At 39.8% G+C, this 14,817-nt stretch carries 16 protein-coding genes and 1 pseudogene; 9 read left to right on the top strand and 8 right to left on the bottom strand.

The genetic code is table 11. The features are described 5' to 3' along the window. The first annotated feature begins 101 nt into the window (after window positions 1–101). From petB to AN486_RS07210, 4 genes are all read left to right on the top strand, one after another. The gene (gene petB / locus AN486_RS07225; RefSeq protein ID WP_015083377.1) at window positions 102–749 is read left to right on the top strand and encodes a cytochrome b6; all 648 of its coding nucleotides are present in this window, start codon (window positions 102–104) and stop codon (window positions 747–749) included. A gap of 181 nt (window positions 750–930) precedes the next feature. Then, complete coding sequence (gene petD / locus AN486_RS07220; RefSeq protein WP_053540296.1) at window positions 931–1,413, top strand: cytochrome b6-f complex subunit IV; 483 nt, start codon at window positions 931–933, stop codon at window positions 1,411–1,413. Between the two features lie 680 nt (window positions 1,414–2,093). Beyond that, window positions 2,094–2,540 (top strand): anti-sigma regulatory factor, encoded by a 447-nt coding sequence (locus tag AN486_RS07215; RefSeq protein ID WP_053540297.1) that lies wholly within the window; start codon window positions 2,094–2,096, stop codon window positions 2,538–2,540. Window positions 2,541–2,699: 159 nt separating this feature from the next. Next, the gene (locus AN486_RS07210; protein ID WP_168635058.1) at window positions 2,700–3,071 is read left to right on the top strand and encodes a hypothetical protein; all 372 of its coding nucleotides are present in this window, start codon (window positions 2,700–2,702) and stop codon (window positions 3,069–3,071) included. Between the two features lie 151 nt (window positions 3,072–3,222). Here the strand turns inward: AN486_RS07210 and rimI are convergent, their stop codons facing one another. Then, window positions 3,223–3,744: a ribosomal protein S18-alanine N-acetyltransferase gene (gene rimI, locus AN486_RS07205; protein ID WP_168635059.1), complete on the bottom strand. Its 522-nt coding sequence runs from the start codon at window positions 3,742–3,744 to the stop codon at window positions 3,223–3,225. Between the two features lie 130 nt (window positions 3,745–3,874). On the opposite strand from rimI, the gene lysA reads away from it, so the two are divergent. The 3 genes from lysA to AN486_RS07190 all read left to right on the top strand — a co-directional run bounded on the left by lysA (window position 3,875) and on the right by AN486_RS07190 (window position 7,087). Next, complete coding sequence (lysA, locus tag AN486_RS07200) at window positions 3,875–5,287, top strand: diaminopimelate decarboxylase (RefSeq protein ID WP_053540300.1); 1,413 nt, start codon at window positions 3,875–3,877, stop codon at window positions 5,285–5,287. Between the two features lie 100 nt (window positions 5,288–5,387). After that, a complete protein-coding gene (cdaA, locus tag AN486_RS07195) occupies window positions 5,388–6,341 on the top strand; it encodes a diadenylate cyclase CdaA (RefSeq protein ID WP_053540301.1) in 954 nt (317 codons plus the stop codon). Then, on the top strand, window positions 6,338–7,087 hold the full coding sequence (locus AN486_RS07190; RefSeq protein ID WP_053540302.1) for an isoprenyl transferase: 750 nt from the start codon (window positions 6,338–6,340) through the stop codon (window positions 7,085–7,087). The genes cdaA and AN486_RS07190 overlap by 4 nt, the downstream gene beginning before the upstream one ends. Before the next feature lie 54 nt (window positions 7,088–7,141). On the opposite strand, the gene AN486_RS07185 is transcribed toward AN486_RS07190, so the two are convergent. Continuing rightward, the gene (locus AN486_RS07185) at window positions 7,142–7,408 is read right to left on the bottom strand and encodes a DUF3143 domain-containing protein (RefSeq protein WP_053540303.1); all 267 of its coding nucleotides are present in this window, start codon (window positions 7,406–7,408) and stop codon (window positions 7,142–7,144) included. A 50-nt stretch (window positions 7,409–7,458) separates the two neighbouring features. Continuing rightward, on the bottom strand, window positions 7,459–7,929 hold the full coding sequence (locus AN486_RS07180) for a J domain-containing protein (protein ID WP_039204865.1): 471 nt from the start codon (window positions 7,927–7,929) through the stop codon (window positions 7,459–7,461). A gap of 106 nt (window positions 7,930–8,035) precedes the next feature. Here AN486_RS07180 and AN486_RS07175 point away from each other — a divergent pair. Further along, window positions 8,036–8,248 (top strand): annotated as a pseudogene (locus AN486_RS07175) (type II toxin-antitoxin system Phd/YefM family antitoxin); the annotation flags it as partial. Between the two features lie 215 nt (window positions 8,249–8,463). Then, complete coding sequence (locus tag AN486_RS07170) at window positions 8,464–8,937, top strand: DUF29 domain-containing protein (RefSeq protein ID WP_039204855.1); 474 nt, start codon at window positions 8,464–8,466, stop codon at window positions 8,935–8,937. 562 nt (window positions 8,938–9,499) lie between these two features. Here the strand turns inward: AN486_RS07170 and AN486_RS07165 are convergent. The 5 genes from AN486_RS07165 to AN486_RS07145 all read right to left on the bottom strand — a co-directional run bounded on the left by AN486_RS07165 (window position 9,500) and on the right by AN486_RS07145 (window position 14,647). Further along, window positions 9,500–10,099 carry a hypothetical protein gene (locus AN486_RS07165; RefSeq protein ID WP_190383388.1) on the bottom strand — a complete coding sequence of 200 codons (600 nt, stop codon included), beginning with the start codon at window positions 10,097–10,099 and terminating at the stop codon, window positions 9,500–9,502. A gap of 59 nt (window positions 10,100–10,158) precedes the next feature. Next, a complete protein-coding gene (locus AN486_RS07160) occupies window positions 10,159–10,569 on the bottom strand; it encodes a hypothetical protein (RefSeq protein ID WP_290599889.1) in 411 nt (136 codons plus the stop codon). Between the two features lie 280 nt (window positions 10,570–10,849). Continuing rightward, a complete protein-coding gene (secF, locus tag AN486_RS07155; protein WP_290599887.1) occupies window positions 10,850–11,818 on the bottom strand; it encodes a protein translocase subunit SecF in 969 nt (322 codons plus the stop codon). Next, window positions 11,815–13,227: a protein translocase subunit SecD gene (gene secD / locus AN486_RS07150; RefSeq protein WP_290599928.1), complete on the bottom strand. Its 1,413-nt coding sequence runs from the start codon at window positions 13,225–13,227 to the stop codon at window positions 11,815–11,817. Before secD ends, secF begins: the two co-directional genes overlap by 4 nt. 436 nt (window positions 13,228–13,663) lie before the next feature. Further along, window positions 13,664–14,647 carry an alpha-ketoacid dehydrogenase subunit beta gene (locus AN486_RS07145; RefSeq protein WP_039204864.1) on the bottom strand — a complete coding sequence of 328 codons (984 nt, stop codon included), beginning with the start codon at window positions 14,645–14,647 and terminating at the stop codon, window positions 13,664–13,666. Window positions 14,648–14,817 lie beyond the last annotated feature (170 nt).

Below are 14,817 nucleotides of genomic sequence, written 5' to 3'. Positions count from 1 at the left end.
AGCGAACCCTCTAACTGAGGTTAGTTGAATAGTCATGGCTGACTAAGCTTCGCATAACAAAACTTATCAACCGCAATCTATTTTTAGGACTTTAAGATTGTATGGCTAACGTCTATGACTGGTTTGAGGAACGCTTGGATCTCCAAGAAATTGCTGATGATATCACCACCAAATACGTTCCTCCCCACGTTAACATCTTCTACTGTTTAGGTGGAATTACCCTAGTATGCTTCCTGATCCAGTTCGCCACCGGATTTGCGATGACATTCTACTACAAACCTACAGTTGCTGAAGCTTTCTCTTCTGTCGAGTACATCATGAATGAAGTCAACTTCGGTTGGTTAATTCGCTCCATTCACCGCTGGTCAGCCAGCATGATGGTATTAATGATGATTCTCCACACATTCCGCGTTTATCTAACCGGTGGCTTCAAAAAGCCCCGCGAATTAACCTGGATCAGTGGTGTTATCCTCGCAGTTATCACCGTTTCCTTCGGTGTAACAGGCTACTCTCTGCCTTGGGATCAAGTTGGTTACTGGGCTGTAAAAATTGTTAGTGGTGTACCAGAAGCCATTCCCGTAGTCGGCGTTCTCATCTCCGATTTACTCCGTGGTGGTTCTAGTGTTGGTCAAGCTACACTTACCCGCTACTATAGCGCTCACACCTTCGTTCTTCCTTGGTTAATTGCCGTCTTCATGTTGTTCCACTTCCTGATGATTCGCAAACAAGGTATTTCTGGACCTTTGTAATCAAAGTTGTTAGCAAATAGGCAAAACTTGTGTTTCCAGATCATCGTAGTTTGTTTTAAACTAAAGAGAAAATAACTTGTAGTTGTAGACATAAACTACTATCGGAAACTTGAGCTAGTTGCATTGTTAACAGCTTCCACCAATACTTTAACTTCACTTCAGCCGGAGAGCGCATTTAAAAATGTCAACCCAAAAAAAACCGGATCTGAGCGATCCCAAATTGAGAGCTAAACTTGCCCAAGGCATGGGTCACAATTACTATGGTGAACCTGCTTGGCCCAACGATTTGCTCTATATATTCCCAGTCGTCATTATGGGTTCTTTCGCCTGTATTGTGGCTCTAGCAACTCTAGATCCCGCGATGATCGGTGAACCAGCCAATCCTTTCGCTACTCCTTTGGAAATTTTGCCAGAGTGGTACTTATATCCTGTATTCCAAATTCTCCGCTCACTACCTAGTAAACTATTAGGTGTGTTAGCAATGGCTGCTGTACCCTTGGGATTAATTCTCGTTCCCTTTTTGGAAAACGTGAATAAGTTCCAAAACCCCTTCCGTCGTCCCGTAGCAACAACAGTATTTCTTTTTGGTACTCTTGTTACCATCTGGTTAGGTATTGGTGCTGCAATGCCATTAGACAAATCCTTAACTTTAGGATTATTCTAAGGTAGTTAAAGTTAACACTAAATCTAGTAGCGTCTGTGATTTTTAGGAGTATATACAGGATAATATCTGACAAACAAATAGCCATAATTATTTGATGGTCTAATTGTTACTGGTATTTTAAAACAGATATACTTTTGAAGATCAACAGACGCTAAGGAATGAGGATTAAATAAAGTGCAAATCTTGTTAGATGTAATCTAACTAATGTTAGACGGTCGTTATCAAGAATTGTAAGTTAATAAATCCACGTTCCTAACTGAACTAGTAGTCTGTCAACCCGAAAATGACGCGTGAAGGCAAGCAGGGGGAGAAGAGAGGCACCGGGGCAGAGGAGGGAAGAACAGAAGTTTTTTCCGATCATTACCCGTCAAAATAAATTTGACGAACTACTAGAATTGCGGGAAGATTATTTCACATTAACAATACCTTGTCCAAATTAGAAAAAGCCTTGATTTGTAGGTTGGGTTGAAGCATGAAACCCAACAAATGCGTTGGGTTGCGCTGTCGCTTAACCCAACCTACAGGAAATGGACAAGGTATTGATTAATGATGAGGATAGAGTTAAAACCAAAGTATTTAGTTTTATCTCTAATCTAATCATCACCATTCCTAAATGTGAACTTCTCAAATCACAAAAAACACCACTACTGTTCAATTACTTTCTATTTAAGTCACGGTCAATGCTTAGCATAGTGCAGCAAGACCATCGGACGGTAAGGAGCGATCTTAAGCTCTTAAATCCAGTACAACAATGGTTTGAAGAATTCTGTCAGCAATATTTACCTAAATATGGCTGGTCAGATAGCCAACTTTATCGTCTCAACCTAGCTTTAGCAGAAGGTTTTACCAACGCAGTTCGTCATGCTCATCATGCTTTACCACCGGAAACAACTATAGAAATTCAAGTCAGTTTATGGACTGATAGGCTAGAGGTGAGAATTTGGGATTACGGAAAACCATTTAATCCCGATGTAATCACTGAGCCAGAACCGGGGACTCTACAAGTGGGTGGATATGGATGGTTTTTACTCCGCCGCTTGGCGGATAAAGTTGTATATGAACGTGATTCAGATAGTAGAAATTGCCTGTTAATTGTTAAATATTGTTTAGAAGAACGGCAAAATTAAAAATTAGTGAGCTAATCGGCATTTAAAAGTCAAAATAATTACATTTTTAGTTATTTTGTGGTGTTTGCTATAATCAGAGAAAACTAAAAAACCTTTTTTCTCTACGAAGAAATAATTTTTAAAGAAGAATTAATATTTTATTAGCACAGAGAAAGAGACATGACCTTTAAAAACTTGCAATTTAATTTTGAGAAAATCCGCCCCTGGCTAACCCTGTTAGCGATCGCCTGGTTATTAGCATCATTGGGATTGGGCTGGTTAGTTAATTCCTTGGTAATTATTTTGGGTTTACTGTTTCTTTTGCCTGTGATAGCATTCTTTGGGTTTCGCTGGTGGTTACAAAAGAATTTAGTTACTAACCAGTGTCCTGTCTGTGGGTATGAATTAACAGGGATAAATAACAGCCAAGTACAATGTGCTAACTGTGGTGAACAATTATTAGTGAAAGACTTTCAATTCCAACGCTTCACACCAGAAGGAACAATTGATGTGAAAGCCGTTGAAGTGCAATCCCAATCACTGGAAGATTAGGAAGTTGTCAGTTGTCAGTTGGAATATAGTAGTTCGTCAAATTTATTTTGACGGGTAATAATAGGAAAAACTTCTGTTTTCCCTCCCCTACTCCCCTACCCCTCTTCTCCCCCTACTTGCCTTTACCCGTCATTTTTGGATTGACAGACCACTAGAAGGGTGAATTCATGAAAGTTGCCCATTGATCTAGATTTTTGAGAAAATGTGGTTGTTGTAGTTCAGACAGCCAGAGAATTAAGGCATCCTCATTGTTATCTTTGTAATAACCCCGTCGTTTTCCCGCAGTCTTGAAACCAAATTTTTGATACAAAGAAATAGCAACGTGGTTAGAATCACGGACTTCGAGGGTAGCTCTCTCCAAACCAATATCAGCCGCAGTTTGCAGAAGGGAATATAATAGAGCTTTTCCCAGTCCTTGACCATGATATTGGGGATGAACTGCCAAAATTGTAATGTGTGCTTCCTCTAAAATTGACCAAAAGCACCCCATTCCTAACAATTCGGAGTGATTAAAAGGTGAAAATAAACCCAAAAAATGACTATTAGGACTTTCTAACTCCCGCAGGTAGCCTTCCATAGTCCATAAACCATCAAAACAGGCTTTATCTAGTTCTAATAGTTCAGTTAAATTATCTGTGGTTAAAGGTTGAATTTTTAAGTCGGATGAAATCACAATTTTTGAGGATTGAGGAAGGTTAATTATCAATTACCAATTATCCATTACCATACCAATGAGAGGGTAAACTGGAAATCAGGACATATACTCATGGCCTGATTTTTCACAAAGACAACTCTTATTAGTTATGGTATCGACTTACCCCGTCGAAGTTCAACTTTCTGGCCGTCAATATTTACAGTCAACAAGCGGTGACAGTGCTGATATTTCTCCTAATCAACAACTCTTACCTTTGACGGCGAGAGTTAATGATCATGATCATCTAGAAATCGGTGGGTGTGATGTCACAACCCTAGTTGAACAGTTTGCTTCACCTTTATATATTTTAGATGAGGAAACCCTGCGGACAGCTTGTAAGCAATATCGAGATACCTTTAAGGAATATTACAAGGGAGAATCTCAGGTACTTTATGCTTCTAAGGCATGGAATTGTTTAGCGGTTTGTGCCATTGTTGCCTCAGAAGGTTTAGGAATTGATGTAGTCTCCGGTGGCGAACTTTATACTGCGTTGAATGCGGGTATGAGTCCTGATAAAATTTACTTACATGGAAATAATAAATCTCATGATGAGTTGGTTTTAGCGATTCAGTCTGGATGTACTATCGTAGCGGATAACTGGCATGAATTAGATATGCTGGTGAAAATAGCAGGGGAGAAAACGGAAAATTCTTTTCTTTCGCCCATTCGGATCATGCTACGCTTAACTCCTGGGATAGAATGCCATACTCACGAATATATTCGCACTGGACACTTAGATAGTAAATTTGGTTTTGATCCCCATGATTTACAAGAGGTGTTTACTTTTGTGAGTCAACAGCCTAGTTTAAACTGTGTGGGGTTACACGCTCATATTGGTTCACAAATTTTTGAACGTCAACCACATAGAGATTTAGCCGCTGTAATGGTGCAGTGGTTAAGAGATGCGGCTAAACATGGTTTGCAGGTGACAGAATTAAATGTTGGTGGTGGTTTAGGGATTAAATATACAGAATCTGATGATCCACCAAGCATTGCCGAATGGTCTAAGGCAATTTGTGAGGTTGTACAAGCTGCTTGTACATCGGAAAACTTGCCTTTACCAAAGTTACTCTGTGAGCCAGGGCGATCGCTCATTGCCACATCTTGTGTCACTGCTTACACGGTTGGCGCTACCAAGGTGGTTCCTGAAATTCGCACCTACGTGGCGATTGATGGCGGAATGTCAGATAATCCGCGTCCTATTACCTATCAATCAGTTTATCGGGTGGTGGTTGCGAATAAAATATCTGATCCTTGCACCGAAATTGTGACATTGGCGGGTAAACATTGCGAATCAGGAGATATTCTGATTAAAAATGCCCAACTGCCAAAAACTGAAGCAAATGATATTCTCGTAGTTATGGGAACTGGTGCATACAATTACAGTATGGCATCTAACTACAATCGCCTCCCTCGACCGGCAGCAGTTGTAGTGGCAAATGGCGAAGCAAATTTAATTTTGCAACGCGAAACTTATCAAGACTTGATTCGACAAGATCGCCTACCAGAAAGACTTAAATAGTCCGTAGTCAGTGGTCAGTGGTCAGTGGTTAAAAAATCACAAATGACAACTGACGACTGACAACTGACAACTGACAAATGACTATAAGAATCCAGATGTCATGAGAGATTGGTGGAAGCAATGGCTGATAAACCTGGGAGATTGGTCGCAGTCCTTGCTCCTTGGGACTCTGGATATGGTGTTGGTGCTGGCACTGACATACATGATCCTGGTGATTATTAGTGAACGGCGCACATTATGGATGGTGCGAGGGTTTATAGTCTTAATGCTTTGCTCGGCGCTCAGTGGCAAGTTAGGATTACCTTTGCTAAATTTTGTTCTCGAAAAATTGGTGATTGGCTGTGCTGTGGCTATGGCTGTGGCACTGCAATCAGAATTTCGCCGTTTTTTGGAACAATTGGGACGTGGCGAATTTTGGCAATTATTTCAAAATAATGCCAGAGCAATTCCTAAGTCAGATAGTGTAATTGATGAAATTGTTGATGCAATTAAAGAGTTATCAAAAAATCGTATTGGCGCTTTACTAATTTTAGAAACCACAGGACCTATCGAAGAACAGGATTTTTCAGTCCCAGGAGTGAAACTAAATGCTGAAGTTTCTAAAGAACTGATCCAAACTATTTTTCAACCAAAAACTTTGTTACATGATGGAGCAACGTTAATTCGTGGTTCGCGCATTGTGTCATCTGGTATAATTCTACCACTTTCAGGACGCACAGCGTCGCGGCAGTTGGGAACACGCCATCGGGCGGCAATGGGAATTACTGAAAGGGTCGAAAATTGTATTTGTGTTGTTGTATCAGAAGAAACGGGTTCTATTTCCTTAGCGGAAAAGGGAACTCTATATAGACCACTAACTATTAAAAAGCTCAAAGAGTCTTTAGAAACTCGATTTTCTCCGACTGTAGATCGGGAGGCTCATGCACCTGGTCTTTTAAGTTTAGTTCGTCAACTTGGTGATCAATCACTAAAATTAATGTCCCGGTTACTTGGCTTACCTTGCCTTCGACACGCTACCCGTAGGGGTACGACCGCTTCTCAAGATAAAAAATGAAAACACAACAAACTGAATTGCAATATTTACCTCTTGATTTAAAACAACAATTACTACCTCAGCACGTTGCGGTAATTATGGATGGTAATGGCCGATGGGCAAAAAGTCGTGGTCTACCCCGCATTATGGGTCATAAGGCTGGTGTCGATGCTCTCAAGGATTTGCTGCGCTGTTGCAAGGACTGGGGAATTAAAGCTCTAACTGCCTATGCTTTTTCAACGGAGAATTGGCAAAGACCAGAGGAGGAGGTGGAATTTTTGATGAATCTATTTCAACGCGTTTTACGCCAAGAACTGCGGGAAATGGTGGAGGAAAATGTGCAAATTCAGTTTGTGGGTAATTTATCGGCTTTACCACAGGCTCTTCAGGCTGAGATTTCCCATTCTATGGATCAAACTAAGGATAATCAGAGTATCCGGTTTACAATTGCGACTAATTATGGGGGTAGGCAGGAGATTTTACAGGCTTGTCGGGCGATCGCTCAAAAGGTTAAAGAAGATTTACTACAGCCTGATGATATATCTGAAGAAGTATTTGAAGCTCATTTATATACGGCTGGAATAGCAGATCCAGATTTATTAATTCGCACCAGTGGGGAAATGCGATTATCTAATTTCCTACTTTGGCAAATGGCTTATAGTGAAATTTATATTTCTGATATTCTTTGGCCGGATTTTAACCGTCATGAGTTTCATCGAGCTTTATCTGCTTATCAACAACGAGAACGTCGGTTTGGGAAGGTGTGACAATTATCAATCAATTCAAGAGGGCGCAGGCCCTGCGCCCCTACCTCCCCCAGATTATGGTCCTGAAAAAACGGCTTCTTCAATGTCTTCCCGACTCAGGGAATATTTAAAGGAACGTTGTATATCTTGACGGTTTTCTCCTGATTGAAAATAGCGAACTGTAATTTGTTCAGTATCTAACCAAAGTTCCGCTTCCCAACTAGATCTTTGGACACGCCAACAATGTAGTTGGGTATCGTCTTGTTGACAACCTTGGTTTTTTAGCCATTGTTCGATTTGTGGTAAAGAGTGACTATACAGGGGTGTATCAGCGGCAAGCATAAGCAGTTCAATTCAGAATTATTGGTGATTTTAGAGTTGGGAAATTGAGTTTAACTAATTGCTTCTCCACGGAGAATGGCGATCGCCAGAGCTAATAGCATACAACCAACAATGGTTAACCCCAAAATAAATAATACAAATATTTCTCCAGCAGACAAGGGGCGATCGCTTGCATCCAAATACATTGATTTGGAAAAATCGTAGGGTTTATGCACGGAGTGATTTAAATCTGGTGGGACTTGAATGACACCAAATCGAGAATAGCCAATTTTTAAATCATAGTTTAAGCGCCGTTCTGGATTACTCAGGGTAGCGTAAGCTGTGTTGATTTGCTGAAATTGAGCCGTAGCAATATTAGCAGGTAATTCTGTCGTATCTGGATGATAGAGTTTACTCAGTTCCCGATAAGCACGACGAATATCAATTACTGATGCTCCGGGATGGAGTCCTAGCAGGGAATAATAAGTAGTATTGCTGCTTTGTGGGACTTCCCCATGATGATTTACGTTTTTTTGAGTCACTTTACTCAAATAAGTTTTTTTATATTCTAAATCTCTTGGGTAGCTATAGCAGAAATAGCTACAAAAAATCTTATAATGTGTATTATTCAGCATTTTATTAGATGCGATGCAAACTAGAATTAATCTCCAAAATATCCAAACTCTTACCGATTTCAAACGTAACGCCAAAGACTACGTAGAGAAAATTAAGTCTACAAAATCCCCACTGGTGCTGACTGTCAATGGCAAAGCTGAGGTTGTAGTGCAGGAAGCACAAGAATTTCAACAGATGTTAGATCGACTGCAAAACCTTGAGGAAGAACTGCAAAAACTCAAATTAGCACCGCAAAGCACTGTAAGTAGGTGAACACAATAAAACCAAACTGTGTAAAGAAATGTAAAATCGCCCAAACCCTCTTCACTCTTGCCTCTTGCCTCTTGCCTTTTGCCTTGCCATAACGACAATTTTCAACGCTCACCTACTTAAATTAGGAAATTCTGCATGAGGATTTTTATGGGGTATAATCAAATTATATTATTTTTTGAGGTGGAAATATGCAAACTTTAAGCACAAATAACTTAAAAAAATTATATAAATCAGACTATTTAGCCTGGTATGAGATGACTTTGGAACAAATAAAAAATGATCAATTAAATGATTTAGATTTAGATAGTTTAAGTGAGGTTTTAGAAAATTTGGTTAGAGATACTAAACGTAGTGGGGAAAGTTATTTGAGACAAATCATCATTCATTTATTATTAATTGAATATTGGGAAGCAGAAAGTATAAATCGTCGTCGTTGGGCAGCAGAAATTGTTAATTTCCGCAATGAATTAGAAACAGATATGACTAGGAATTTAAGAAAACACCTAAACGAAGAAAAAGAAAATAATTATCAAAAAGCTATTAAGTATGTGATAGCAAAAACAGGATTAAAGAAAAACACTTTTCCTGAGCAATGTCCTTATACTTTAGAACAGTTAATTAATGATGATTGGTTTTCTGATACTATTAATATTCAATTTTAGGCGCCCCATAAATTAGGAATGATTTTAATGGTTTTGTGAGATGGTTAAGTTTGATGTTTCATCAAAAATAATCAGTTCTAAGTCTTCAGTGCAAAATTAATCGAATATTTTAAATGTTGGGTTTCCTTGCGTCAACCCAACCTACACAAAGCTTAAAACGTGATCATTACGTATTGAAATGTTGGGTTTCCTTGGGTCAACCCAACCTACACAAAGTGTATTTTTTTATAAAATGTCAGGGTCAATATTCAATTCTCTTAGTTTGGCCGCTAAACGTTCTCCTATCCTCACCTGTATCTTTCAACAAGGCTTCAAAGCACAAGTGTTGAATCCTGCAATAAAACTTTACAATCTTTGCGTTTTACCCAGGTAAAATCCATTGTCTATTGAGAATAGAGTCATTAATTGATCAAATTTGGTATCACCAATACCAATGCACAACTTGGACACAATCCTCAAAATCTTAACATTCAACACTTCTGGCTTCAAAGGTATCCCAGCTAACGTTATATAAAACCGTTCTTTGTTCAGCAGTAATTGACTCCAGAGGCATATACAATACCTATTCCATCACGATACTAGATAAAATACCGAGAATTTTACCGATATTATTAATATAATAATCTGTCAAGTCAATTTCTACCACTTGATTAATAAGTTTTAAAAATTTCCAGTTAGTACCAGTGGTGACAGTACCATAAATTGTTTGAATATTATTACCTTCACGTTCATTAAACATTCTGGCGGCTATCATTTCTGCTACACATTGTCCTAAACCTGCATTAATATTTTCTTTTTTAGCTTCTACAATTGTGACAACGGGAGCATTAATAATTAATAATTCAGGTGAACGGCTAATAATGAAATCACAATTACCGTTTAATCCTTGTTCAGTGTCTACTGTAAAATCAATCCCTGAAAATAAACTGATTTGATTGTTTAAATATTTTCTAGCAGCTATTAAAATCGGTGCAATTATCATTTCAGAACGGGATTTTTCAGTATTACTAGCAAGTGCTAAAGGTAGATTTTCTTTTAATACTTCTGTTAGTAAATCTGGACATTCAATTTCTGGGATAGATGCAAAAATATTAACTTTATCTATAATCGTTAAAGCAAAGGCTTTTCTAACTTTGTCTAGAGTAAATTCACTATATGACATTTGAGTTATTCCTGTAAATTACGCACCCTAAATGACTTCGCTTCGTGCCTATTCCCTGATTATTGACAAACCCATTTCCATAAAGGATGAGAAGATCCTTGTTGACGAATCCGATAAAGTTGCTTTTTTAAATTTTCCTGTTCTTGTAATGGTAATCCCCATATAATATTACGACTTTGCCAAACTAAAACAGAAGTCGTCATACCAATACATAAACTTAAACCCAGTGTAGATAGAGGATGAAAAATCAGTGTATATCGTAGTCCTACCCAGGTAAAATATTCTTGTAACAAAGAAATTTCAGTTCGTAAATTCCATAAGCAAAAAGGGGCAATAGTCAGCCACAAACAACTGGCAAATAACCATCTGCCATATACTCTTAGCCTATGTAGTTTTTGTAATTGTTGAGCAAAAGCCGGGTCTAATTCCACTGTCTCTGGTTCAATTTGTGGTTCTTCAGGTTTATCCATAGGAAAGATATACTGTGCGCCGATAAAATCTCGTTCCCAGTCTCCGACTGGGAATGCTCATCATTGCGGCTCTGCCGCTAGTTATACTCAACACGGTTGGGACATGGACTTTTGTAAAATCACGAAAAACCTATTCTGTTGCTTGAGTTAAGATTTTACTCTTTTCTCTCCTTATTACGATACAAGGGGTTTAGTGTAGTAAGGAGGCAGAGCCTCAACGGAGACATTCCCAGCCAGAGGCTAGGAACGAGTGAAGCCAGAGGCTAGGAGTGAGTGAAATTTAAATTTCTGGAGAACTTACAGAGTTGTCAACTGAGTAATTTTCACTGCGTTCTCGCCACCAAATCAGGAGTGTACTAGCAATGAAGATACTAGAATAAGCTCCCATTAAAAAGCCTACCATTAAAGCCAAAGAGAAATAATGGAGGGTTTCTCCACCAAACAGGAAAATAGCAGATAGTGTTAATAAAACTGTTAAAGTGGTGTTGATTGACCTAGACAAAGTTTGGTTAACTGCATCATCAACAATTTCAGCAATTGGTTGTTCAGGATGGAGTTTAATAGTTTCCCGAATGCGGTCATAAATTACCACAGTATCATTGACTGAAAACCCTGTGATAGTTAGCAAAGCAACAATGAAAAGACTATCTACTTCAACGCCGAAAACTAACCCTAAAATTGAGAAAACTCCAGTTGTTACCAGAATGTCGTGAAACAAAGCCACAATAGCTAATAAGGCATAGTCCAACTGAAACCGGAAAGCCATATAAACAGTTATCCCGACAAAAGAAACTATTAAAGCTAAGATTCCCGAAGTAAATAATTCCTTTCCTAAAGTTGCACCAACGGAGTCAATTTGATTTTTTTGGGGGTCGAAAGTGCCAATTTTTTCAGTTAAGGCATTTTGCAAATTACTCCGCTGTTCTGTTTCCAGGTTTTTGGTGCGAATGGTAATGCCATTTTCCTGTCCATTTTCCGAGATTAACTGAATGCTGCTGTCTCCAAGTCCTTGGGATTTGGCGACTTCTCGAACTAGGTTAATATCTATGGGTTGGTCACAGTTACCAGGTTTGCCACAGTCCCGCACGAATTGCAACCTGGTTCCGCCGATAAAATCTAAGCTGGGACGCAGAGGTGCTTTGATGCTGGGATTGAGTGTGGATATCACCATGGAGATGATCCCCACCAGGATAATCACAGCGGAAATAGTCCACCAAGTACCCCGTGCCTTGTTAATATCTAGTCTCATTGTGCCACTCCTGTCTTATTTGCTACTGGCACATTAGGAGCATAAAGTTGTGTGTTCCGCAAAGAGGGAATAGAAATAACTAAAAACATCAATGTGCGACTACAAGTAATTGCGGTAAACATACTCACCCCTACGCCTAAAGCTAAGGTAAGTGCAAAGCCTTTGACTAATCCTGAACCTAACCAAAATAATGCAGCACAAGCAATCCAGGTAGTAACGTTACTATCTAAAATACTGGAAAAGGCGCGGTAAAAACCAGATTCTACAGAACGATATAAAGATTTACCTGCTTGTAATTCTTCTCTGGTGCGTTCAAAAATCAAGACGTTAGCATCAACAGCCATACCAATACTGAGAATAAAACCTGCAATTCCCGGCAAAGTGAGGGTAACACTTAGTAAACAAAATGCAGCCCAAGTCAGTATGGAGTAAATTATTAGTGAAACATTGGCTATCATTCCCGGTAGGCGATAGTACCACACCATAAATATTAATACTAAAGTCAGACCACCAATACCAGCGTAGATACTTCTTTGAATACTATCTTTTCCTAAAGTAGCGCCTACTGTTCTTCTTTCCGCAATTTCCACAGGAACGGGTAATGCACCACCGCGCAATTGTACCCCTAAATCATTAGCCTCTTGGGCTTGAAAACGACCCGTAATAATAGCAGAACCACCAGTGATTCCAGTAGCAGCGTGTTCTGGTCCTACGGTGGGTGAACTGATCATTTCATTATCCAGAAAAATACCGATACTCCGACCTGTTCCAGCCAGGTCTTTTGTCAGTCCAGCAAAGAGTTCTCCACCCTTTTGGTCAAAACGGATAGCTACATTCCAGTTAGTGCCTTGATTGGGTTCACCGTAGGCATCCTTGAGATATTTGCCAGTGAGGGGTGGGTTGGTACTTTCAAACAATTCGGCGATCGCTTGATTATTCTTTTGAAACTCTTCCTTATTTTTATCAATCGCGGCTTGATCTTTGGATTTTTTCAACTCTTCTCGCTTAGTTTTCAGATCGTTGCGTGTAATCTGGAAAGCAAAAAGTTGTGTTTCTGTATTCGGTTTTTGGACACGGAACTCTAATTGTGCTGTACCACCTAATACTCGTTCTGCTTGTTCTGGGTCATTGACACCCGGTAGTTGTACGGATATCTTATCTGTACCGATAGTTTGAATTAATGGCTCAGAAACACCAAGACCATTAATTCGCCCTTCGACTACTTTTTTCACAGCTTCCAATTCTCGTTCGGTGATTTGGGGAATTTCCGCCGTTGGTTTCACCTGAATAGTAAGCTGTGAGCCGCCCCGTAAATCTAATCCCAAGGGGACAGGAATTGTCACAATCACCGTAATAGCGGCGATGACCAAAACTATAATTAACGCTAATAGCGATCGCTGTTTTTGCATACTATCACTCACAACTAACAAAGGTTATAATAACGTTCTTTGATTGCGTTGTGAGTAGAAGTTTGAGTTGACACTCCCCGGTCTAAAGACGCGGGGATTCTTAATCGAATAATTGTCAAGACAACTGCTCGAATAATATCCGCTTTTCAGGTATTACCTTAGATGTACGGTTCTTGCCCTGATCCTGTTTGCCATTACTGGCAGAATCATCTCTGACAAGCGTAACTTTCCGAGAGTCCCCCGGTAGCTTTTTATGTCTTTAGTGACAATTTAATTGTATCACGAATATTGAAGGCAATCAATTCGCCCGTGTGCGTTTTCCCCTGCGGTTTGAAGACGCGAAGCTCCCAACGCTACCGTGTTCCTCTTGTGGTCAGTAGTCAGTGGTCAGTGGTTATTGGTTCACAGCAACGAACAACTGACAACTGACAAATACCTAAACTCGCAAAGCCATCATCTTCTGGACGGCTTCTACGATTTGTTCTGGTTGGACAATAGTTAGGCGCTCAAGATTACCGTTGTAAGGTGTGGGAATATCTTGAGAAGAAAGCCGCAATACAGGTGCATCCAATTCATCAAATAAGCGGTCATTAATCGAAGCGGTTAATTCTGCACCAATACCCCCGGTTCTCATACACTCTTCTACAACAATCACCCGGTGAGTCTTGCGAATTGATGCGCCAATAGTTTCAAAATCAAGAGGTTTCAGGGAAATTAAGTCAATAACTTCTGGATCATAACCTTGTTTTTCCAAAGCTTTCACAGCTTGCAGCACATGATACCGCATCCGCGAATAAGTTAAAATCGTCACGTCCTTACCTTGACGGACAACCTCAGCCTTATCTAGCGGTAGTACATATTCTGTTTCTGGCAGGTCTTCTTTTAAATTATAAAGTAAAACGTGTTCAAAAAATAATACAGGGTTGTCATCGCGGATAGCTGCTTTCAGCAGTCCTTTAGCGTTATAAGGTGTGGAACAAGCCACAATTTTTAAACCAGGAACAGCTTGGAAATAAGCTTCGAGACGTTGGGAATGTTCCGCACCTAGCTGTCTACCCACACCCCCAGGACCACGAATCACCATAGGGATTTTAAAGTTACCACCGGAAGTGTAGCGTAACATACCCGCGTTGTTAGAAATTTGGTTGAAGGCGAGGAGCAAAAAGCCCATATTCATCCCTTCAATAATCGGTCTTAACCCAGTCATAGCAGCCCCTACAGCTATACCTGTAAAGCTATTTTCTGCAATGGGGGTATCTAAAACTCGCAGATCACCATACTTTTGGTGTAAGTCTTTAGTAACTTTATAAGAACCGCCGTAGTGTCCCACGTCCTCACCCAGAACGAATACGCTAGAATCGCGTGCCATTTCTTCGTCAATAGCTTCCCGCAGGGCGTTGAAAAATAGTGTTTCTGCCATTTAGACCTTTATTACATTTTATCGTTATAGAATTTTATCGTGCCATTGCCCCGAATACCGTCAAGCGTAGCACTGTTGTTGAGAACAAGAAATAATTTTCATATATTTTACAGCAGAATTCAGGAGTCAGGAGTCAGAAGTAGGGGAAGTAGGGGGAGTAGGGGGAGTAG

It is taken from the genome of Anabaena sp. AL93, from assembly GCF_001672085.1.
GTDB classification, from domain to species: domain Bacteria; phylum Cyanobacteriota; class Cyanobacteriia; order Cyanobacteriales; family Nostocaceae; genus Dolichospermum; species Dolichospermum heterosporum.
The sequence above is the reverse complement of the archived record's forward strand: the minus strand, read 5'-3'. Positions and strand labels throughout refer to the sequence as shown.